The organism is Polaromonas sp. P3_A5, from assembly GCF_056403055.1.
The window spans coordinates 1,142,276-1,162,270 of record NZ_JBFUGF010000001.1; the positions used below are offsets into that span (position 1 = coordinate 1,142,276).

Below are 19,995 nucleotides of genomic sequence, written 5' to 3' on the forward strand. Positions count from 1 at the left end.
TGGACTTTTTATTCTGCAATGCAGAACTAGCAATGTCTCAATCTCCTTTTCCCGGCAGGCCGGCTCCCGGAGCGGTCAGCCCTGTTCATGCCAAAGAAGATCGGCACTTTGTGACGGCGTTGGCACGCGGCCTGGATGTGCTCAGTGCTTTTCGCTCGCGAGACCGGTCCTTGGGCAACACGGAACTGGCACGCCGCTGCGGCCTGCCCAAGTCAACGATTTCGCGTTTGACCTATACGCTGACCAAGCACGGTTACCTGGAGCATGCGCAGGACGCCAGCGGCCGCGCGGGTTATCGGCTGGGTAGTGCGGTACTGGCGCTGGGAAGCGCCATGCTGGCGCGCATGGACATGCGGCAGCTCGCCAGGCCGTTGATGCAGGATCTCGCCGACAGTTCGCAGGCCATGGTGTCGTTGGGGATACGCGATCGCCTGAGCATGATTTATGTGGAAAACTGCCGCAGCGAATCTGCGCTCACGCTCAGCCTGGACGTGGGTTCGCGCATTCCACTGGCCAGCACTGCGATGGGGCGAGCCTACCTGTGCGGCTGTTCGGATAAGGAGCGTGAGACCCTGCTTGAGCGTATTCGGGTCCAGGACGAGGAAGCGTGGCCTAAAACCCGCGAGGTGATGGCGCTGGCGCTGGCGCATTACCGCGATCACGGCTGCTGCGCCTCTTTTGGTGATTGGCAGAAGGACGTTAACGCTATTGCTGCTGCATTCCGGCCTGCGGGCAGACGCTCCGTCATGGTGGTGAGCTGCGGTGGCCCGGGGTTCAATCTTTCGCCGCATTTCCTGATGACGCAGGTGCAGCCGCAACTGGTGGCATTGGTCAGGCGGCTGCAAGACGCATCCGGCGATGCCTTGTAGGCAGCGCTGGCGCGGCCGGAATCAGTAGGTCATTTTTCCGCTACCGTCCTTGATGCCTTTCCTGCCTGCAATTTGCCAGGAGGTCCGCTGATCGATCAGGCCGGCGAGGAATTCCAGTTCCTCGTCACTGTGATTGATCGCGTTGGCGGGGGTGAGGCGGCGGCCGTTTTTGGGCTCCACTTCGCCCCAGAATGACTGGTGGTAACTTGACTGTGACACGGTCTTTTCCCCGTTCGACTCCATGTCAACCGTACCATAGCAGTTGCAGAAATAGCTGCGGTTGCCCTGGTCGGCGAAGACCTCGGCATAGACGCCCGTGCCGCGTATGCCGGCCGTCAGCGTGGGCAGGACAATGGCGCGGCTGCTGCCCTTGCCCCAGACGCTGACCACGGCGCCCGTGAGCAGGCGCAGCAGGCTCACGGTACTGAGCGAGCTGCCGCGTTCCACCTTCATCATGGAGTTCTCACGCACCTGGAATGCCGAGTTGCCGATGACAAACATCAGGTTGGAACCCGGGCCCGTCTGTATCTGGTCGCCGGTGAGGATGGTTTGGCCGGTCTGCAGCCGGTTGCCGTTGAGCAGGGCATCGCCCCGGAGCTCGACGATGTTGCTTCGCTGCTGGGCCATAGCGGCCGGCAATCCCCCCATTGCCACCCAGGCGGCTGCCGCCTTGAGCGTGTCACGCCGTTGAAACCACAAAATTTCCTGTTCGGTACGGCCTTGCAGCTGGTGCTGGGTCATGAAGAATCTCCTGGGGTAGCGGGGTCGTTGTTGGTGTTTTCCGGGTTATTGGCGCCGTCCGGCGAGTCACCGGGTAGCGTGGCCACGAAGCTATCACGAAACGTGAAGTAAATCGAGGTGGAAAACATGGCTGCAATGAGCAAGCCCAGGGGCATCATTGCCGCGGCCATGAACTCGGCGCTGCCTGTCAGGCCGGCAAGCACGCTCAGCACGATGGCCATGCCCATGGATACGCCGAGCCAGCCCAGCCCGAACATGAGGAAGGCTCCCGCGTTGCGAACGCAGGCGACAACGCTGAAAAAGAGGCTTTTGACCGGAGAAATGCCGTGCCAGTGAACCAGGGCGGGTGCGTGCCAGAACAGCAGCAGCACCGGCAGGTACAGCAGCAGGGACACCGACATGTTCTTGGCCATGGCCAGCTGGAACTGCGGCGTCATCATCGCCTCGCGGCTCGCGTCGGCGGCAACCGGGGGATCCACCAGCATCGGTACGATCCAGTTGATCAGCACGCAGAACGCCGCATAGATCGCGCCAAGGACAAGCATCGCGCCCAAGCGCTCGCGTCCCGCGCGAAAAGCGCTGAGGAGCACCGTGGGCATGGGAAATTTTCCCTTCACGGCTTCCTGTGTGGCGGCCATCAGGCCCAGCATGGCAGCGGGAACAATCATCAGCGCCAGGATCAGTCCGAAAAACGGCAGCAAGGAAAGCACCGTGACTGCGGCCAGGTACAGGAAAAACAGGCCCGACATGGCCAGCGGCTGCTGCATGAAAGTCTTGATGCCCAACCTGACCCAGGTCATGCCGGTGCTTGCGGGAACAATATTAAGTTTCATGGTCTTCAGCGAGAAAAGAGAGCCGGACGAAACCGGGCGATTGCAGAAGGGCAGTTTGCCTGAAAGCAGCGATGCTTGGCGCTGGCCCTCACACAGGCCTTGGCCGAAGGGCAATCAGGCCCGCGGGGTGGCTTGGGCTAGAGGACGTATGGGTGCGTGAGCCGCTCGCGCAGGACACGCTCGAAATGGCTGGGGTCGTGCGGCTTGAGCACTGCGGCTTCACGGGGCAAATGCCAGTCCCACAGCCGCGATAGCCAAAAGCGCAGGGCTCCGGCGCGCTGCATGGCTGGCAGGAGCCTGCGCTCCTGCGGCGTCAGGTGACGCACGCTTTCGTAAGCCTTCATGAAGGCCGCCGAACGGGTTTCGTCCTGCGCACCGGTTTCCAGGTCTATGCACCAATCGTTGAGGCATACACCAATGTCGAACAGGAAGGTGTCGCAGCCGGCGAAGTAAAAATCAAAAAAACCGGTGAGCCTGCCGTCTTCGAACATCACGTTGTCGCGAAAGAGGTCGGCGTGTATGGCGCCGCGCGGCAGGCTGCCAAAGGCGGATGAAGCCGCTACATGGTTCTGGTAGGCCAGCTCGCCCAAAATAAGGCTGCGCTGCTCGGGTGTTATGTAGGGCAGCACGACCGGAACGGTCTCGTTCCACCAGGCCAGGCCCCGCAGGTTGGGCTGGCGCCGCGGGTATTCGAGGCCTGCGAGGTGCATGCGTGCCAGTGTTTCCCCGACGCCTGCGCAGTGGCCGGCAGTAGGTGCCAGCTCACTGTGGCCGCGCAGCTTGTTGACGACGGAGGCCGGTTTGTCCTTCAGGCGGTGAAGAATGTTCCCTTTGGGGTCGGCTGCCGGATCTGGCACCGGAATACCGTGCGCCGCCAGGTGCTTCATCAAGTGCAGGTAAAACGGCAACTGCTCGAATGTCAGGCGCTCAAACAGGGTCAGTACATACTGGCCCTGGTCGGTGTCGACAAAGTAGTTGGTGTTTTCGATGCCGCCTGCGGCACCTTTGATATTTTGCAGCTGCCCCAGATTCAGGGCGTTCAAGAACGCTGCAGCCTCGTCAAACGAGACTTCGGTATATACGGCCATGCCTGAAACTGGATCCTGGAGTTCTTGGAGTACGTGGGGGCTGCGAAAAATCAGAACTTCAGCACGTTCCAGACGCGTGAGCCGTTGGTGTCGTTGTTGGTCGACGCGGGGGCGGTGCCCCGGGCGCCTTCTGCGGGCTTGATTTCGTAAGCCGCACCGCCGACTTTGGGCTGGACCAGGATTTGCTGCGTTTCGCCGCCCACACGGAGTTCGTCGATCCGGCTGCCCGCGTCTTCAGTGCGAATGCGCTGGATCGCCTTGTCCGGCCGGCCGGCAGGCGCCGGGGCCTCCGCGGTCACGGGCGGCACTGCGTTTTGTGCAGGCGCTTGAGCCATGGCCGCAGCCAGCGGCAGCACCGCAAACGCGGCGGCAAGAAGAGGGCGGAAAGCGTGGTTCATGCCTGCATTGTAGGCCGCAGGGCCCGGCCGACAAGCCCGGCATGTCGTAATAAGGGGGCTGCGGCTGTAGGCGGAAAGCTTCCCCACAGGCCAGCGCGGGGCGCTATCGGCGCCGCGGGCAGCGGCGGGCCGATATCCCCGACAATCGGCTTCATGAGTACCGACAAAAAAACACTGCTGCTGGTGGACGGCTCCAGCTACCTGTACCGCGCCTTTCATGCCATGCCCGACCTGCGCGCCAACCCGGGCGACCCGGCCAGCCCGGCCACGGGCGCCATACGCGGCATGGTCAACATGATGCAAAAGCTGCGCAAGGACGTGCGCGCTGACTTCGCTGCCTGCGTGTTCGATGCCAAAGGGCCGACATTTCGCGATGCGCTGTACCCTGAATACAAGGCCCAGCGCTCACCCATGCCCGACGACCTGCGTAGCCAGGTCGAACCCATCCACGAAGTAGTGCGCCTGCTGGGCTGGAAAGTGCTGGACGTGCCCGGAGTGGAGGCCGACGACGTGATCGGAACGCTCGCCTGCATGGCTTCAACTCAGGGGATCGAAGTCATCATCTCCAGCGGCGACAAGGACTTGAGCCAGCTGGTCGACGAAAACATCACCGTCATCGACACCATGAACGACCGCCGGCGCGACCTGGCCGGGGTGGAGGCTGAATTCGGCGTACCGCCGCGGCTCATGGTGGATTACCAGGCCCTGGTCGGCGACGCGGTCGACAACGTGCCCGGCGTGCCCAAGGTCGGCCCCAAGACGGCCGTGAAGTGGCTGCTCGAATACGGCTCGCTTGATGCGCTGGTGGCACGCGCCGGCGAGATCAAGGGCGTGGTGGGTGAGAACCTGCGCCAGTCACTCGATTGGCTGCCCAAAGGCCGTGAGCTGCTGACCATCAAGAAGGACTGCGAACTGGACGGCTACATCCCCGGCCTGCCCGCCCTGGATGCCATCACCATCGGCGGCCAGCAGACGGAACCCCTGAAAGCCTTTTATGAAAAGTATGGCTTCAAAGGCCTGGTCAAGCAGATCGAAATCGAAAGCACGCCGCCGGAATTGATTGGCGGACCTGAAGGCAGGCACAAGCCCGTGCCCGCCGGCGGTCCAGGCGGCCGTTCGGATTCGCCGGGCCTGTTTGACGAAGCGCCCCTGACCGATACGCCACCGGCCGAACGCGCCAGCAACCTGAACTACGACACGGTGCTGACCTGGGAAGCGTTTGATCGCTGGCTGGCAAAGATCGAAGCGGCAGAATTGGTGGCGCTGGACACCGAAACCACCTCGCTCGACGAAATGCTGGCGGAAATCGTCGGCCTGAGTTTCAGTGTCACGCCCGGCGAGGCGGCCTACATCCCGCTCACACACGATTACCCTGATGCACCCGCCCAGCTGCCGCGCGACGATGTGCTGGCGCGCCTGAAACCCTGGCTGGAAAACCCGAGCAAAGCCAAGCTGGGCCAGCACGTCAAATATGACCGCCATGTGTTTGCCAACCACGGCGTGGAAGTGCAGGGCTATGCGCACGACACCATGCTGCAAAGCTATGTGCTGGAAGTGACCAAGCCGCACGGCCTGGCCAGCCTGGCCGAGCGGCATGTGGGCCGCAGCGGCATCAACTATGAAGACCTGTGCGGCAAGGGCGCGCACCAGATCAAGTTCAACCAGGTCGACATCGCCAAGGCCGCCGAATACTCCTGTGAAGACTCCGACCAGACGCTGGACGTGCACCGTGTGCTGTGGCCGCGGCTGGAGGCCGACGAGAAACTGCGTTTTATCTATGAACTGGAAATGCAGAGCAGCGAAACGCTGTACCGCATTGAGCGCAACGGCGTGATGATCGATGCGCCCACGCTGGCCGCGCAGAGCCACGAGCTGGGCCAGCGCATCATTCAGCTGGAAGCCGAGGCCTATGAGATCGCCGGTCAGCCCTTCAACCTGGGCAGTCCCAAGCAGCTCGGCGAGATTTTTTTCGACAAGCTCGGCATGCCGGTCATCAAGAAAACCCCCAGTGGCGCACGCAGCACCGACGAGGAGGTGCTGGAAAAGCTGGCCGAAGACTACCCGCTACCTGCCAAGCTGCTGGAGCACCGCTCGCTGAGCAAACTCAAGGGTACCTACACCGACAAGCTCGCGCAGCTGGCGTTGCCCCGTACCGGCCGCGTGCACACGCATTACGCGCAGGCCGTCGCGGTCACGGGGCGGCTTTCCAGCAACGACCCCAACCTGCAGAATATTCCCATTCGCACGGCAGAAGGCCGGCGCGTACGTGAGGCCTTTATCGCGCCTGCAGGCAGCGTGATCGCCAGCGCTGACTATTCGCAGATCGAGCTGCGCATCATGGCGCATCTGAGCGGCGATGAAGCACTGCTGCGCGCCTTCACCGACGGCCTGGACGTGCACCGTGCCACGGCCGCCGAGGTGTTCGGGGTGGCGGTCGACCAGGTCAGCAGCGAGCAGCGCCGCTACGCCAAGGTCATTAACTTCGGCCTGATTTACGGCATGAGCAGTTTCGGGCTGGCGCGCAACCTTGGCATCGAAACCAAGGCCGCGGCGGCCTACATCGACAAGTATTTTCAGCGCTATCCCGGCGTCAAGAACTACATGGACCAGACCGTGGCGTTTGCCCAGGAACACCACTACGTCGAAACCGTATTTGGCCGGCAGCTGTACCTGGCGGAAATCACCGGCGGCAACGGGCCACGCAAGAAGGCCGCGGAAAGGCAGGCCATCAACGCGCCCATGCAGGGCACGGCGGCCGACCTGATCAAGCTCAGCATGAACAAGGTGCAGCAGGTGCTTGACGAAGAAAAGCGCGCCACCAAAATGATCATGCAGGTGCACGACGAACTGGTGTTTGAAGTGCCGGAGGCAGAGGTCGAGTGGCTGCGTACCGAGATCCCGCGCCTGATGGCCAGCGTCGCTGAGCTGAAAGTGCCGTTGCTGGCGGAGATTGGCGTTGGGCCCAACTGGGACAAGGCACATTAAGCCGGCTCCATTTTCCCTGCGATGGGGCTGTGTGTGAGGCGGGGCTGGAAAATCCTCGTCGCTGGTGTTGTCCTGCCCTTGCTGATGGCTGGCGCCGCGGCAGGCTATGCCTGGTACCGGTTGACCCAGCCGCTTGTGCCGGCTGGCGAGACGCCAGCACCTGCTTCGCAAACGGCATCCGCCGCGAGACTGAAGCAACTGGTCTACAAACTCTCCACCGATTTTCCGAACCGCACGTTTGATAACGGAACCCGGCTTGAAGGTGCTGCCGTCTATCTGGAGTCACAGCTTTCCGGACTGGGTCTTCAGGTGGAGAGCCAACGCTTCACGGCCAAAGGCAGGCCATACCGCAACCTGGTCGTGAAGCTGGGTCCTGATACACCTGAGGTGATGGTGGTGGGTGCGCACTATGACGTGGCTGGTGAGCAGCCCGGCGCGGACGACAATGCCAGCGGCGTGGCGGGCCTCGTTGAGCTGGCACGCTTGCTCAAGGGCCAATCTTTCCGCCAGCGGGTAGAACTGGTGATCTACACGAATGAAGAGCCTCCTTTTTTCCGCACACCTTACATGGGCAGCGCCATTCACGCCCGGTCTCTCGCAGAGTCCGGCAAGCGCGCATACCTCATGTTGTCGCTCGAGTGCATCGGCTACTTCAGTGATGAGCCGGGAAGCCAGGACCATCCCGTGCGGCTTCTCAATGCGATCTACCCCACTACCGGAAATTTCATTTCACTGGTGGGTTTCTACCAGGACGGCGACATCGCACGCCAGGTCAAGGCGGCGATGAAGTCGGCCTCCGACCTGCCGGTGTATTCCATCAACGCGCCGGGTTTCGTGGTGGGTGTCGATTTTTCAGACCACCTCAATTACTGGAACGAAGGCTATGTGGGAATGATGGTCACCGACACGGCTTTCTACCGGAACAAGGCCTATCACACGCCGCAGGACACCGCAGACAGGCTGGATTACCGGCGCATGGCGAAAGTCGTCGATGGAGTGCGCGCGGTGGTCATGCAGCACGCTGCAGTCGCGGGGTCGGCACGTTAGGTTTATTGTCCCCTGCACCTTGTTTTGTTACGCAATGATGGGTGTTGTGACAGGTTTAGTGCGATGCTTGGTCATCGGCAGTTTTGCGCGCGGTAACCATGTAGTAGCCGAACCCCGGCAACCACACGCCCAGCAGGAAGGCTGCATACGATGCGACGATGTGACCGCGGCGCAGCGGCGACAGGCGAAAGCGGGCGCGCCAGAGTTCACGCAAGGCAAAGCGCGTGGCGAACAGCGGAATCTGCAATGCACTCGGCGCCAGGCGCAGGCTGATGTCCTGAAACCGGATGTCGGTGAAACCCTGGCTTGCAAGCGCAGTGTGCAGCGCGTCTTTCTCGGCCAGCTCGTTCACAGCCCAGTGATGGCACCACAGCCTGTAGATTCGTTCCATGAATCCGGGCAGGGGTTTGTTGTTGCGCCGTAAGGCGTCGGCAATCACCAATGTGCCGCCGGGACGCAACAAGCGAGCCGCCTCACGCACCAACGCGCGCTTGTCGGCGCCGGGCGCGTGGCAGGCGCTTTCCAGTGCGTAGACCCCGTCGTAGGCACCCGTGCGCAAGCCGGTGTCCACATAGTCGGCCAGGTGAAAGCGGACCTGGTTGGGCAAGGCCGCGGCCTGGTTGAGTTCGGCTCCCTGCACGATTTGCCGCGCCACCAGCGTGACGGCGTCTACCGTGCTGTGCTTACGGGCTTTGACGATGGACCTCGCCGTGGCACCGGCGCCGCAGCCCAGGTCGGCCAGCCGGACGGCGCCATTGGCTGGCAGGGCCAGCCGGTGCAGTACTTCCAGGTTCATGCGCTCCAGCATGGCTTCGCGGCCCAAGGGGTTGACCTTCCAGGACCAGTAGCCGAAGTGCATGTTCATGCCGGGGCTCCAGGCGCGGTAGTCGTCGGCCACGGCGTTGTAGTAAGACCTGATGTCCGCCAGCCGTGCTTCGCCTTCTTTGGCCGGCTGGGTGATGACGCGACTGGTGGCAGGCGTTGCGGTGATCATTTTGATTCTCCGTTCATGAGCCTCTTCAGGCGGGCCAGCCGGCCGTGGAGGATTCATCGGATACAGCGGATTCGGCGGGCTTGGCGATCCGGGCGCCCTGCACATGGGTGGCCAGCTCTTTCGCAGCCAGCCATTGCCGCACCTGCATCCACACATTGCGCGAAATGATCGCCACGGTGACAAACACGCCCGCCAGCACCAGCCACAGCGAACGCCGCACGGTGTCGATGACGCTGCTGCGGTCATTGAATTCGCCGAAGGTCAGCATCAGCAGCAAGGTGCCGGACACCGCCAGCAGGTAGGCGCAGCGTATCCAGAACTCGGCCCCGCCGTCGGCGTCGCACAGCATGCGCAGCACCTTGTAGAGGATGGGCTTGAGGTAAGTGATCGCAACGACCGGGCCGACCAGCGCGATCAGCAGGGAGACAAAAAACAGGTTGGCACTCATGATGATTTCCTTTCGTTTGCTCGGATGGTTGGGTGAGTGGTGATGGAACGGCTTAGCGTGAGCAGCTTCCGGCGTCGCAGCGCGCCAGGACCGAGCGCTCGGCCGCGCGCCGCACAGCGCCTTCAAACAGCAGGCGAACGAAGCCGCGCGGGATGCGGTGGCGGTTGCGTGCCAGCACCGGGTAGCCCCATTCGGCCAGCGGGCGCAGCAAGGGCATGCGCATGGCCGAGCTGACCCAGCCCAGGCCGACGGCTTCGTAAGCCAGCCGGAACACCTCGACGCCCTTGAGCACGCGGCCGTCCGCAGTGCGTGCATGGATGAGGTCCAGCAGGTCTTGCATCGTGGCGCCGGCAGGCACATCGGCGAAGTCCGGCGCCGAGACATCGGCAAAGCGCAGATGGCCTTCGGTGTCGCGCAGCATGAGGTTGCTCATTTCTGCATTGCAGAGCGGGCAGGCGGATTCGTAGAACAGGGTCAGCGGATAAATCGTGGGATCCAGCCCGGCCTTGAAGCTGTCGTAACGGGTGTTGCCCAGGTCGGGAACGCTGCGGGTGGTTATGCGGGCGCTTGTCATATTTCTCTCCTTTAGAAATTTCAGTACAAACAGAAATCAATAGTCAAAAAAAGGGCCAAAGCTGGCCAGGTCCTCTAAATCAAAAAGTGGGCGGTAAAAGTTCGGAGGGGTCCATGAGTTTCGCGTCGCTGTCGCCTCGCACGAACTTCTGCACGCTGGCGCCCATGCGCAGCACTTTCTCCAGCGTGGTGGGTGACAGCCGCAGCATCTCGTCGGCCCACGAGCCCAGGGATTCCATCAGGCGCAGCGTTTCCCGTACCCGGTCCTGGGCATCGGCGGACTCGGCCTCAAAGCCGTCTTCCTTCACCAACTCGCGCAGCATGCGCACGGTCGGGTCAAACTCGCGCTCCTTGCGTTCGCGCACCACGGTGCGAAAGAGTTCCCAGACGTCGAGCGAGGTTTCGTAATAGTCGCGCCTGTCGCCCAACACATGGGTCGCACGGATCAGGTTCCAGTTCAGCAGCTCCTTGAGGCTGGTGCTGACGTTGGAGCGCGCCACTTCCAGCGTATCGGCGATGTCTTCGGCATGCAGCGGGCGGCCGTGGAAGAAAAGCAGGGCGTGGATTTGTGAAACGGTGCGGTTCACGCCCCAGGCGGTGCCCATTTCTCCCCAGTGGACGACGAATTTGCGGGCGACGGGGCTGAGTTCCATGGCTTTGAATATACGCCGTCTGAAATTTCTGTCAATACAGAAATAAAGGATTCTGAAAAGAAACAACAACGTAGGCCCAAGCCCGAGAATACGGCGCATGACAGACATCAAGACCTACGGCATGTCCGAGCGGGCCGACCACCTCGACTTCGACATCCGGTCCCAGCTGGTGCGGCCGCCGCTGGTACGCCCGCACCGGCACGAGTATTTCCAGATCCAGATCAGTCTGCAGGGCGACACCGAACAGAATGTGGCCGGCACGGTGCGGCCTTTCCGGCGCGGCTATTTGAGTTTTATCCTGCCTTACCGCGTGCATGTGATCCCGCATCCCGAGGGTTCGCGCTACGTCATCATCAACATGTCGCAGCAGTTCCTGCGCCCCGGCCTCGATGTGGATCCGCTGGATCTGGAAGACGTGCCCTTGAGCCGCGCGCCCGAACTCGCGCCCTTCCTGTTCCAGGAGTACGCTGACTTCTATTTTTCCGAGGAAGAGTTTCCCGAGATCGAAGCGCTGCTGGAAAAACTCGCGTTGGAGAACGCGCATCGCCGCTTCGGCTCCATCGAGATGATTCGCGGCCTGATGCTGCAGCTGATAGGCATGGTCTGCCGCAAGTACGAAGCCGACCTGCTGCGTTTTTCGGCCAGCCAGGCGCAGCAGGGCAGCCGGCGCGCCAGCCTGCAGCGCGCGGTGCGCTACATCCGTGAGCACCTGGCCGGCGAGGTCACGCTGGCCGACGCGGCAGCGGCCGCTTTCCTCTCGCCCAACTACCTTGCGCACCTTCTGAAGAAAGAAACCGGCAAGACTTTCACCGACCTGGTGACAGAGCGGCGCCTGGAGTTTGCGCAGGAACAGCTGGCGCACAGCAGCCAGCGCATCGCCAGCATCGCCCATGCCTCGGGCTTTGCTGACGAGGCCTACTTCGCGCGGCGCTTCAGGCAGCGCTTCGGCCAGACGCCCAAGGCTTTTCGCGACTCGGTACGCGCCAAAATTTCCGGTTCAACCTGAAGCCGCTGCCGCTGCAGCGCAGCAGCGTTGCATTGAATCGTCCGGTTAATGCGTAATTGCGTCCGCCTGCGCGCGGCCTGCGCACCCTAAGCTCGATAGCTGGAGAAAAACACCCGACAACAAGCTCCAGCTTTCATCAATCCCAGGAGACACACATGACACACCCAGACATGAGCAAACGCGGAATTCTGCAAACAGGCGCCCTGATGGCGACAGGCGCCGTCGTCGGCTGCGCCACGCCGGGCACGGCGGCCAATGCGCCGGCCACGCCTTTCACGGTGGCTGAGACCTACATTCCCATCGCGGGTAGCGCCGAAATGTTTCCGGTGCGCCGCATTTACTGCATAGGCCGCAACTACGCAGCACATGCGATCGAGATGGGTTCGGATCCGAGCCGTGAACCGCCGTTCTTCTTTCAGAAGCCGACGGACGCCATTCAGGTGGTGCCGCCCGGCAAGATCGCAGACCACCCGTACCCCACACTGACCAAAAACTACCACTACGAAGTCGAACTCGTGGCGGCGCTGGCCAAAGGTGGGCGCAACATCCCGATGAGCGAGGCGCTGGATCGTGTCTATGGTTACGCTCTCGGCCTGGACATGACACGCCGCGACCTGCAGCGCGGTATGGGCGACCAGAAAAAGCCCTGGGAAATCGGCAAGAGCTTTGACATGTCGGCTCCCATCGGTCCCATCCACAAAGTTGCGCAGACTGGCCACTACACCAAAGGCGCGATCTGGCTCAAGGTCAACGGCCAGGTCAAGCAGCAGGCCACGCTGAACCACATGATCTGGTCGGTGGCCGAGCAGATCTCCAAACTGTCCGAAGCGTTTGAGCTCTTTCCCGGCGACATCATTTACTCGGGCACGCCTGAAAACGTCGGCCCGGTGGTCAAGGGCGATGTCATCGAATGCCATATCGACGGCCTGCCGGAGCTCAGTGTCAAGATAGTTTGAGTTTGAGTGTGGGGCAGGGCGGTGGGCAAGGGAAAACACCAGCGTCATTGCCTCGCGGTGGCAAGAACTTCCGGGGCCGCATAGACTCCGACTGTTTGCCTTTTGACAACCTCCCACAATCTACCGAGGAAACCGCCATGCTTGAACACGACCAGAAGAAAGACTTCGACGCCCTGCTGCCCGGGCGGTCCACCGAAGCCGGCGCCAGCCGCCGCACCGCGCTCAAAACGGCCCTGGGGGTCGGGTATGCCGCCACCGCCATGCCCATCATGGCGCAGACAGCCATCAAAACTTCCTCAGAAGGCCTGAAGACCGGCGAAACCACCTATGAAGTCAATGGCTTCAAGGTGCCCGCGTTTTTCGCGGCGCCGGCCGGCAAGACCAACCTGCCGGTGGTGCTGGTGATCCAGGAAATTTTTGGCGTGCACGAATACATCGCCGACACGGCCCGGCGCTTTGCCAAAGCCGGCTACCTGGCGATTGCCCCCGAGCTCTATGCGCGCCAGGGCGACCCCAGCAAGTACAACGAAATGGCCAAGCTCCTGGCCGAAGTGGTGTCCAAAGTGCCTGACGAACAGGTCATGGCCGACCTGGACGGCGCCGTGAAGTGGGCAGCCGCTAACGGCGGAAATGCCAAAAAGGTGGGCATCACCGGTTTTTGCTGGGGCGGCCGCATCACCTGGCTGTATGCCGAGCAAAGCAAGAACGTCAAGGCCGGCGTGGCCTGGTACGGCCGCCTGGTCGGCCAGCCGTCGGCGTTGACGCCCAAGCATCCGCTGGACCTGGCCGCCAACCTCAAGGCGCCGGTGCTGGGTCTGTATGGCGGGCAGGACGGCGGCATCCCGCTGACCACCGTCAACCAGATGAAGGACGCGCTGGCCGAGGCCGGCGCCAAGGGCAACAAGGCCGCAGCAGCTTCCGAGTTTGTGGTCTATCCGCAAGCTCCCCACGCCTTCCATGCTGATTACCGCCCGAGCTACCGCAAGGATGCGGCAGATGACGGATTCAAGCGCGCTGTTGAGTGGTTCAAAACCCACGGCGTGAATTAAAAAGCACCCCCGTCCAGGCTCACTTCGTGTAGCCTGTTCCCCCCTCGAGGGGGCGGCGCCAGCGGCCCGGCAAAGCCGGTTCCGCGGCCCCTGCTGGTGAAATACCCCACACTGATTGCGCCCTGAACTCTTCAAGCCAGCATGAGCCGCGGGACTGGCTTTGCCAGACCGCAGGCGGGCGGCCCCCTCGGGGGGCAGGGAGCTACACGCAGTGAGCGACCGTGGGGGCTAACCACTTGACAGGCTTGATAAGATTGAAGCAACCCCGGCCGCAGGCATTGGATGCCCGCCCGGGGTTTTGTCGTCTGTGGTGTAACCTCTGCGGATAATTTTGAGTGATTTCGGGCCTTAGCCCAATAAATACGAGCGCAAGCAGCTATGACTTTGATAGCAATCCTGGTGGGAACCCTGGCTGCAGGCATTGGCAGCGTGTGGCTGGCGGCGCTGCTCAGCTTTGGCGTACTGGCCCGGTACACCCAGCACATGCTCAGCCTGGCGGCCGGCGCGCTACTGGCCACGGCCTTCATGCATTTGCTGCCCGAGGCTTTTGAAAGCCAGGCCGGGGCCAAGGAACTGTTTGCCACCTTGCTGGTCGGGCTGGTCTTCTTTTTTCTGCTGGACAAGGCCGAGCTGTGGCATCACGGCCATGAGCACCATGGCGGCGAACACCATGGCCCCGAGGTGGCGGCGCATGCGCAGCATGACCATACAGAGCATGTCCATGCCGCGCACAGCCACCACGGCCACCACGGCCATACGCATGGCGAAGCCAAAAGCGGCAGCTGGGCTGTGCTGGCCGGCGACAGCGTGCACGCTTTCGGCGACGGCATCCTCATCGCCTCGGCCTTCATGGCCGATTTGCGGCTGGGCGTGGTCGCCGCGCTGGCGGTGCTGGTGCATGAAGTGCCTCACCACATGGGTGACCTGGTGGTGCTGCGCCAGACATCCAACAACCGCCGCGCCGCCTTCATCAAGGTGTCGCTGGCCGGTGCCGTCACCGCGCTGGGCGGCGTGGTCGGCTATGCGCTGGTCGACCAGCTGTACGACTACCTGCCGTTTTTCCTGATCATGGCGTCCAGCAGCTTTATCTATGTCGCGTTGGCCGACCTGATTCCCCAGTTGCAAAAACGCGTCACTGCCCGGGAAACCATGGCGCAAATCGCCTGGCTGGGCATCGGCATCGGCCTGGTCACGCTGATCAGCGGCCTTGCGCACCACCATTGAGCGGCAAGGCGCAACTGCGGTTGCTGTCAGACGGCGCCTGACAAGTACAAGGCCTGGCGACCTATAGGCGGGTTTCGGGCGGAGCGGGAAGATAAGGCCAAGCATCTTCCTGATGCCCCGTTGCGTTGTGCAAAACACTGTGCAAAAGGCAGGCCCGCCATGAACTTCCATTCAGACTCCACCACGGTTTCCAGCGCTTTCCGCCCCTCGGCCTACGATGTCAGCGGCGAGTTGGCTCAAGAAGCGCCACAGCGCAAGCCGCGTAGTTTTCATCGCCCGCGCGCAGCCGCGTACATCGCTTTTTTCATTACCGTTTTCGCCAGCATGGCAGCCGCTGCTGCGCTGGCAATCCATGACATGCCTTTGATGGTGGTGGGCCTGTGATGAGCGGCACGCGCAAGCGGCCGGGCAATGAAGAGCCCGAACCGACATCGGAGGCGGACCTGCCGTCCGACGGCCGGGACGAGAAAGGTGAAGCGATGATCCGCGACTTGCCCAGACGGGTGGAGCCGCCGCAGTCTCTGCAGTCGCCTGGCAAGTTGCACAACGACGCCGGAAAGGGAGGCAGGAAGTAGCCATGGCCACCAACCCGAACGTTCCGCCACCCGAGCCGCTGCCGCCCCTGGACACCCCGCCGGACCCGGGCGAAGTGCAGACCACCCCCATGCCAATGACGCTGAAATAGGCGAAAACAGCTCCGCAAGAAATGTTGACGGGTCTGGGCGGTGGCTGCCCGCCTGGAGCTTGCAAGGGCCATCAAGTCTGGATATGGTCGGGGGATTTCATTCCCGGGAGACACGATGGCCGACGTTCTGAATGTGCGCTGCTGCATCGCAGGAGGCGGCCCGGCCGGCATGATGCTAGGCCTGTTGCTGGCACGCGCCGGGGTGCAGGTGCTTGTGCTGGAAAAGCACGCCGATTTCCTGCGTGACTTTCGCGGCGACACCGTGCATCCCTCCACCCTCGAAGTGATTCACGAGCTGGGCCTGCTGGAGAAATTTCTGGCGCGCCCGCACGATGAAGTGAGCGAGTTGCGCGCCGTGGTCGGCAACACCGAACTCGTGCTGGCCAGCTTCAGGCATTTGCGCCTGCGCTGCAAATTCATCGCGATGATCCCCCAGTGGGAGTTCCTGGATTTTGTGCGCGATGAAGCGGAGCTGTATCCCGGTTTTCGCCTTATCCAGAACGCCGAAGTGACCGGCGTGATCCAGCAGGGCGGCGTGGTGACGGGCGTGGAGGTCGCCACGCCCGGGGGCGCCTTGCAGGTGATGGCGGACCTCCTGATCGGCGCCGATGGCAGGCGGTCCACGGTGCGCAGTTCGGCGGGGCTGGTCGTGCGCGATCTGGGTGCGCCTATTGATGTGCTGTGGATGCGCCTGCCCAAGATGCCGGGCGATCCTTCCACGACGGGCGGGCGCATTACCAACGGCATCTTCCTGGCCATGATTGACCGCCGTACCTACTGGCAGTGCGCCTATGTGATTCCCAAGGGCGGCATCGAGGCCGTTCGCTCGCAGGGGCTGGAGGCTTTCAGGGCTGATGTGGTGAAGGTAGCACCGCTCTTTGCCGACCGTATCGCCACCCTGGCCAGTTGGGACGACATCAAGCTGCTGAGTGTGACGGTGGACCGGCTGGAGCACTGGTACAAGCCCGGCCTGCTGTGCATCGGCGACGCTGCACATGCGATGTCGCCTGTGGGCGGCGTGGGCATCAACCTGGCGGTACAGGATGCCGTGGCGGCGGCCAATATTCTGGCTGCGCCGCTGGCGAACCCGCAGGTGGACCGGGCCGCCCTGACGCCCTTTCTGGCGCAGGTGCAAAGACGGCGGTTGTTTCCCACACGCGTCACGCAGGCGGTGCAGGTCGCCATCCAGAACCGCCTGCTCAGCCCGGTACTGGCGGCGCGGGGGCGCGACGGCCCGCCCATGGCACTGCCCTGGCCACTGAAGTTGATGCGGCGCTGGCCCCTGCTGCAGGCGCTGCCGGCCTATGCGGTCGGCGTGGGCGTGCGGCCGGAGCATGTGCGCTCACCAGCGCAGCCGGTGACTTCCGATACCGGCTGAATGGTCGTGAATGCTATTGATTTGATAGCTGATTGCGCTTTTCCCATAATGGCAAACGACCGTTTTTTGTTTCGATTTTTGAATATTTTTGGTGGCCGGTACTGACCTGCGTGGCTTTCTTTTCCAGTGGGATTTGAACGCTGGCGTCCGAAGGAAAAAGACGAAAGAAGAGGGTTTGTAGGCTTGTTCCTACGCAATCCACAGGCATTGCCTACATTCCTCGGCCGCAACGATGCCTACAGTGAATAAGGCAGGCACAGGTGCGTAGCAGGTGTGCAAGCGCCGCAACCCACCCCCCAATCCCACTCAACAGTCTGCACCTCGCTGCGGCTTTCTGCCGCAAGCAGAGGTGACCTTCAAGGAGACCGTCATGAAAACCGCCGCAGAGACAATTCACTCCCACAGGCCCGAACCCAGCCCTTCGAAAGGACGCCTGGGTGACCGGCCGGACAACGGCTCGCGGAGCAGTCGTGGTGCCGGCCCTTCGTCGGGGTCACGCCTTGACAACCCGCACAAGCGCATCCGGCTGTCCGGCCACGCACGCGCGCATTGATGCGGGTGCTTTTTCATCAAACGTTCGCGTGCGCATCAGGCGAAAAACGCTTACAGCCCTGTGGGACACCGTCTCATGGGGTAAGCCCGATGTAGCGGGCTAAATTGAATTCCGGCTGACGTTCAGCCACTCACCGTTCAGCCATTTCATCTTCAAAAAAGGAAACCGACATGCACGCATCCAAATTCAAACCTGCTGCCCTTACCGCCGTTGCCCTGGCCGCTTTGCTGGCACTGGGAGCCTGTGGCAAAAAGGTGGAAGACACCGGCGCGTCGCCTTCGACACCTGCCGCTTCACCCTCGACCACACCTTCGCCGTCGACCACGCCATCCCCAACAGGCAGCAGCTCTTCGATGGGTACGTCCACAACCGGTAGCACCCCAATGGGAACCAGCACGTCTCCGATGACAGGTGACGCAGCGACGCCTGGTACGGCAGCCAGCGCTCCGGCCAAGTAATCGGATATGAAAATCCGGCATTGACCGGTACTTTTTGAGCGGGTCCTGCGCGGCCGCTTCAACATGAAAAAAACCTGCACGCTTTCCAGCGTGCAGGTTTTTGTGTTTCTGGCGGCGCCGCGAAGCGGGGCGGCCTCAGCCCTGTGCGACCGGATGCGCCGGGTCGCTGCACCAGTCGCTCCAGCTGCCGGCGTAGAGCCCGCTTCTTCCGAGGCCGGCCAACTCCATGGCAATGATGTTGGGAACGGCGCTGACGCCGCTGCCGCAATGGTGTACCACGGTGGCCGGGTCGCGGCCGGCCAGCAGGGCTTCAAACTCGGCCTTGAGCTGGACTGCCGGCTTGAACTTTCCGTCGGGCCCCAGGTTCTGGCCGAAGGGGCGGTTCAATGCGCCGGGGATGTGGCCGGCCACCGGATCCAGCGGCTCCACCTCGCCCTTGAAGCGTGGCGTGGCGCGCGCGTCAACCAGTGTTTGTGCCGGGCGGCCCAACTGGCTCGCCACGGTCTGGGCCGATACCAATGTGGCTTTTTCCGGCGCCAGGAGGAAGCTGGCCTGGAAATGCGCAGGTTCTTCGCCGCTGTTGACGGCGCCGCCGGCGGCCTGCCATGCTTGCAGCCCACCGTCGAGCACCGCCACGTTTTCATGACCGGCCCACTTGAGCATCCACCACAGGCGCCCGCAGTAGTTGGCGCCGTTGCGGTCATACACCACCGCCTGCATGTTGTTGGCAAAACCGACGCTGGAAAGCCAGGTGGCGAACTTCTCGCGGTTTGGCAGCGGGTGGCGTCCACCTGATGCCGGTGCATCAGCGCCGCTGGCCGTGATCACGCCATGGGCGCCCGCCACGCCGTGCTTGGCGCTCAATGCGGTGTCCAGGTTGGCATACACGGCGCCGGGAATGTGCGAGGCCAGGTACTGCTCCTGGCCGGCGTGCGGCTTCATCAGGTCGAAGGTGCAGTCGAAGATACGCAGGGGCTTGGCCGATGCCATCAGGGCTTGCAGTTGTTCGGCGGAAATCAGGGTGGTGTAGCTCATGGAAAACTCCTTAATGCTCTTCAGCCGGGGCATTGGGCGCAGCGCGGGCGCGCAAAACAGTTGCGGCAATCGCGCTGACGATGATGAGGCCCATGCCGGCCCAGCCGATCAGGGGGATATTGTCGCCAAACAGGATCAGGCTGTAGATAGCCGCGAACACAATGCCCGAGTACTGCAGGTTGGCCACCATCAGCGTGCCGCCATGGTTTTCTGACATGGAATAAGCCTTGGTCATGGACAGCTGGCCCAGCGAAGCCAGGATGCCGATGGGCGGCAGCCACAGCGCGTGTTCCCAATTCCAGGGTGTGATGCCCATGACGCACATGCCGAGCGCGCCGGCAACCGCCGTGCCCACGGCAAAATAAAACACGGTGCGCGTTTCGGGCTCACCCATGCGCGAAATCGCCATCACCTGCATGTAGGCAAAGGCGGCGCCCAGGCCGGACATCAGGCCCACCAGCCCGGCGAAGGTCTGGTTCTGGTCGATGGCAGGGCGCAGCAACATGACGACGCCGGCAAAGCTGGCGAGGATGGCCATGACGAGAGGCCCCTGGCTGGAAAATAGAGCCCCCACGCTTGCCGCTTCGCGTGCTGCGCTGCCCCCCGAGGGGGCGCTCGCGCCTTGGGGCGGCCCGGCGGCGCTCAGCGTGTCATTTGCCTTCGGCGGCGCCCAGGCCATCAAAGCGCCGCCGACCAGGAAGGCCGCAATCCACACGCTGCTCATGTAGTTGAGCGTCATGGCGGTCGCCAGCGGCAGATGGGCAATGGCGTAAAACCAGGCCGACAGCGACATCACGCCAATCACGCTGCGCCAGGCATGCATGGACGGGTAGCGGGTGGCCAGGGTGATGCCGCGCGCGCGGGCGTAGGCGGCCATGAAGACGATGCCCAGGGTGCCGCGATAGAACACCAGTTCGGCGCTGTTGAAGTGTTCCGACGCGTACTTGACGCAGACCCCCATCGTGGCAAACAGGAAGGAGGAAAGAATCATCCAGACGGCTTGCATCGATTTCAGGGTAAGG

At 62.6% G+C, this 19,995-nt stretch carries 21 protein-coding genes; 10 read left to right on the top strand and 11 right to left on the bottom strand.

Translation table 11 applies throughout. The features are described 5' to 3' along the window. Window positions 1–32: 32 nt before the first annotated feature. On the top strand, window positions 33–869 hold the full coding sequence (locus AC1DU8_RS05505) for an IclR family transcriptional regulator (RefSeq protein ID WP_477665588.1): 837 nt from the start codon (window positions 33–35) through the stop codon (window positions 867–869). 21 nt (window positions 870–890) lie between these two features. Here AC1DU8_RS05505 and AC1DU8_RS05510 read toward each other — a convergent pair whose 3' ends face one another. The 4 genes from AC1DU8_RS05510 to AC1DU8_RS05525 form a co-directional block, all read right to left on the bottom strand. After that, entirely contained in the window at window positions 891–1,610 is a 720-nt protein-coding gene (locus AC1DU8_RS05510; RefSeq protein ID WP_457279991.1) for a FecR family protein, read from the bottom strand. Continuing rightward, window positions 1,607–2,443 carry a BPSS1780 family membrane protein gene (locus tag AC1DU8_RS05515; RefSeq protein WP_457279992.1) on the bottom strand — a complete coding sequence of 279 codons (837 nt, stop codon included), beginning with the start codon at window positions 2,441–2,443 and terminating at the stop codon, window positions 1,607–1,609. Before AC1DU8_RS05515 ends, AC1DU8_RS05510 begins: the two co-directional genes overlap by 4 nt. Before the next feature lie 137 nt (window positions 2,444–2,580). Further along, window positions 2,581–3,531: a homoserine kinase gene (locus tag AC1DU8_RS05520; RefSeq protein WP_457279993.1), complete on the bottom strand. Its 951-nt coding sequence runs from the start codon at window positions 3,529–3,531 to the stop codon at window positions 2,581–2,583. Window positions 3,532–3,581: 50 nt separating this feature from the next. Then, window positions 3,582–3,929, bottom strand: a complete 348-nt coding sequence (locus AC1DU8_RS05525; RefSeq protein ID WP_457279994.1) for a hypothetical protein — start codon at window positions 3,927–3,929, stop codon at window positions 3,582–3,584. 153 nt (window positions 3,930–4,082) lie between these two features. Here AC1DU8_RS05525 and polA point away from each other — a divergent pair, with 153 nt between their 5' ends. Together polA and AC1DU8_RS05535 are read left to right on the top strand one after the other, a co-directional pair. Then, window positions 4,083–6,914 carry a DNA polymerase I gene (polA, locus tag AC1DU8_RS05530; RefSeq protein ID WP_457279995.1) on the top strand — a complete coding sequence of 944 codons (2,832 nt, stop codon included), beginning with the start codon at window positions 4,083–4,085 and terminating at the stop codon, window positions 6,912–6,914. A 33-nt stretch (window positions 6,915–6,947) separates the two neighbouring features. After that, complete coding sequence (locus AC1DU8_RS05535; protein ID WP_477689243.1) at window positions 6,948–7,961, top strand: M28 family peptidase; 1,014 nt, start codon at window positions 6,948–6,950, stop codon at window positions 7,959–7,961. 55 nt (window positions 7,962–8,016) lie between these two features. Here the strand turns inward: AC1DU8_RS05535 and AC1DU8_RS05540 are convergent, their stop codons facing one another. The 4 genes from AC1DU8_RS05540 to AC1DU8_RS05555 all read right to left on the bottom strand — a co-directional run bounded on the left by AC1DU8_RS05540 (window position 8,017) and on the right by AC1DU8_RS05555 (window position 10,629). After that, window positions 8,017–8,955: an SAM-dependent methyltransferase gene (locus tag AC1DU8_RS05540; RefSeq protein WP_457279997.1), complete on the bottom strand. Its 939-nt coding sequence runs from the start codon at window positions 8,953–8,955 to the stop codon at window positions 8,017–8,019. Window positions 8,956–8,980: 25 nt separating this feature from the next. Then, window positions 8,981–9,403 carry a hypothetical protein gene (locus AC1DU8_RS05545; RefSeq protein ID WP_457279998.1) on the bottom strand — a complete coding sequence of 141 codons (423 nt, stop codon included), beginning with the start codon at window positions 9,401–9,403 and terminating at the stop codon, window positions 8,981–8,983. A 52-nt stretch (window positions 9,404–9,455) separates the two neighbouring features. Next, window positions 9,456–9,977, bottom strand: coding sequence for a thiol-disulfide oxidoreductase DCC family protein (locus AC1DU8_RS05550; protein WP_477665591.1), 522 nt, complete (start codon window positions 9,975–9,977; stop codon window positions 9,456–9,458). 79 nt (window positions 9,978–10,056) lie between these two features. Beyond that, window positions 10,057–10,629 carry a GbsR/MarR family transcriptional regulator gene (locus AC1DU8_RS05555; protein WP_477689244.1) on the bottom strand — a complete coding sequence of 191 codons (573 nt, stop codon included), beginning with the start codon at window positions 10,627–10,629 and terminating at the stop codon, window positions 10,057–10,059. A gap of 97 nt (window positions 10,630–10,726) precedes the next feature. On the opposite strand from AC1DU8_RS05555, the gene AC1DU8_RS05560 reads away from it, so the two are divergent. From AC1DU8_RS05560 to AC1DU8_RS05590, 7 genes are all read left to right on the top strand, one after another. Continuing rightward, on the top strand, window positions 10,727–11,635 hold the full coding sequence (locus AC1DU8_RS05560; protein ID WP_477689245.1) for a helix-turn-helix transcriptional regulator: 909 nt from the start codon (window positions 10,727–10,729) through the stop codon (window positions 11,633–11,635). 155 nt (window positions 11,636–11,790) lie between these two features. Beyond that, window positions 11,791–12,591 (top strand): fumarylacetoacetate hydrolase family protein, encoded by an 801-nt coding sequence (locus AC1DU8_RS05565; protein ID WP_477689246.1) that lies wholly within the window; start codon window positions 11,791–11,793, stop codon window positions 12,589–12,591. A 137-nt stretch (window positions 12,592–12,728) separates the two neighbouring features. Continuing rightward, on the top strand, window positions 12,729–13,640 hold the full coding sequence (locus AC1DU8_RS05570; protein ID WP_477689247.1) for a dienelactone hydrolase family protein: 912 nt from the start codon (window positions 12,729–12,731) through the stop codon (window positions 13,638–13,640). A 378-nt stretch (window positions 13,641–14,018) separates the two neighbouring features. Beyond that, complete coding sequence (locus AC1DU8_RS05575; protein WP_477665596.1) at window positions 14,019–14,864, top strand: ZIP family metal transporter; 846 nt, start codon at window positions 14,019–14,021, stop codon at window positions 14,862–14,864. Window positions 14,865–15,023: 159 nt separating this feature from the next. After that, the gene (locus AC1DU8_RS05580; protein WP_477665597.1) at window positions 15,024–15,248 is read left to right on the top strand and encodes a hypothetical protein; all 225 of its coding nucleotides are present in this window, start codon (window positions 15,024–15,026) and stop codon (window positions 15,246–15,248) included. Between the two features lie 416 nt (window positions 15,249–15,664). Continuing rightward, on the top strand, window positions 15,665–16,927 hold the full coding sequence (locus AC1DU8_RS05585) for an FAD-dependent oxidoreductase (protein ID WP_477665598.1): 1,263 nt from the start codon (window positions 15,665–15,667) through the stop codon (window positions 16,925–16,927). 370 nt (window positions 16,928–17,297) lie between these two features. Further along, window positions 17,298–17,480, top strand: coding sequence for a hypothetical protein (locus AC1DU8_RS05590; protein WP_477665599.1), 183 nt, complete (start codon window positions 17,298–17,300; stop codon window positions 17,478–17,480). A gap of 130 nt (window positions 17,481–17,610) precedes the next feature. Here AC1DU8_RS05590 and AC1DU8_RS05595 read toward each other — a convergent pair whose 3' ends face one another. The 3 genes from AC1DU8_RS05595 to AC1DU8_RS05605 are packed head-to-tail and all read right to left on the bottom strand — an operon-like array spanning window position 17,611 to window position 19,979. Beyond that, the gene (locus tag AC1DU8_RS05595; protein WP_477665600.1) at window positions 17,611–18,018 is read right to left on the bottom strand and encodes a hypothetical protein; all 408 of its coding nucleotides are present in this window, start codon (window positions 18,016–18,018) and stop codon (window positions 17,611–17,613) included. Window positions 18,019–18,073: 55 nt separating this feature from the next. Continuing rightward, window positions 18,074–18,973: a sulfurtransferase gene (locus AC1DU8_RS05600; protein WP_477665601.1), complete on the bottom strand. Its 900-nt coding sequence runs from the start codon at window positions 18,971–18,973 to the stop codon at window positions 18,074–18,076. Between the two features lie 10 nt (window positions 18,974–18,983). Beyond that, the gene (locus tag AC1DU8_RS05605) at window positions 18,984–19,979 is read right to left on the bottom strand and encodes a DMT family transporter (RefSeq protein WP_477665602.1); all 996 of its coding nucleotides are present in this window, start codon (window positions 19,977–19,979) and stop codon (window positions 18,984–18,986) included. Window positions 19,980–19,995: the final 16 nt, after the last annotated feature.

Coding starts and splice junctions, on each gene's coding strand:
- AC1DU8_RS05525 (WP_457279994.1), bottom strand. CDS start 3,929: ATGAACCACGCTTTCCGCCCTCTTCTTGCCGCCGCGTTTGCGGTGCTG.
- AC1DU8_RS05555 (WP_477689244.1), bottom strand. CDS start 10,629: ATGGAACTCAGCCCCGTCGCCCGCAAATTCGTCGTCCACTGGGGAGAA.
- AC1DU8_RS05520 (WP_457279993.1), bottom strand. CDS start 3,531: ATGGCCGTATATACCGAAGTCTCGTTTGACGAGGCTGCAGCGTTCTTG.
- AC1DU8_RS05580 (WP_477665597.1), top strand. CDS start 15,024: ATGAACTTCCATTCAGACTCCACCACGGTTTCCAGCGCTTTCCGCCCC.
- polA (WP_457279995.1), top strand. CDS start 4,083: ATGAGTACCGACAAAAAAACACTGCTGCTGGTGGACGGCTCCAGCTAC.
- AC1DU8_RS05505 (WP_477665588.1), top strand. CDS start 33: ATGTCTCAATCTCCTTTTCCCGGCAGGCCGGCTCCCGGAGCGGTCAGC.
- AC1DU8_RS05600 (WP_477665601.1), bottom strand. CDS start 18,973: ATGAGCTACACCACCCTGATTTCCGCCGAACAACTGCAAGCCCTGATG.
- AC1DU8_RS05510 (WP_457279991.1), bottom strand. CDS start 1,610: ATGACCCAGCACCAGCTGCAAGGCCGTACCGAACAGGAAATTTTGTGG.
- AC1DU8_RS05605 (WP_477665602.1), bottom strand. CDS start 19,979: ATGCAAGCCGTCTGGATGATTCTTTCCTCCTTCCTGTTTGCCACGATG.
- AC1DU8_RS05565 (WP_477689246.1), top strand. CDS start 11,791: ATGACACACCCAGACATGAGCAAACGCGGAATTCTGCAAACAGGCGCC.
- AC1DU8_RS05545 (WP_457279998.1), bottom strand. CDS start 9,403: ATGAGTGCCAACCTGTTTTTTGTCTCCCTGCTGATCGCGCTGGTCGGC.
- AC1DU8_RS05570 (WP_477689247.1), top strand. CDS start 12,729: ATGCTTGAACACGACCAGAAGAAAGACTTCGACGCCCTGCTGCCCGGG.
- AC1DU8_RS05515 (WP_457279992.1), bottom strand. CDS start 2,443: ATGAAACTTAATATTGTTCCCGCAAGCACCGGCATGACCTGGGTCAGG.
- AC1DU8_RS05540 (WP_457279997.1), bottom strand. CDS start 8,955: ATGATCACCGCAACGCCTGCCACCAGTCGCGTCATCACCCAGCCGGCC.
- AC1DU8_RS05560 (WP_477689245.1), top strand. CDS start 10,727: ATGACAGACATCAAGACCTACGGCATGTCCGAGCGGGCCGACCACCTC.
- AC1DU8_RS05585 (WP_477665598.1), top strand. CDS start 15,665: ATGGCCGACGTTCTGAATGTGCGCTGCTGCATCGCAGGAGGCGGCCCG.
- AC1DU8_RS05550 (WP_477665591.1), bottom strand. CDS start 9,977: ATGACAAGCGCCCGCATAACCACCCGCAGCGTTCCCGACCTGGGCAAC.
- AC1DU8_RS05575 (WP_477665596.1), top strand. CDS start 14,019: ATGACTTTGATAGCAATCCTGGTGGGAACCCTGGCTGCAGGCATTGGC.
- AC1DU8_RS05590 (WP_477665599.1), top strand. CDS start 17,298: ATGAAAACCGCCGCAGAGACAATTCACTCCCACAGGCCCGAACCCAGC.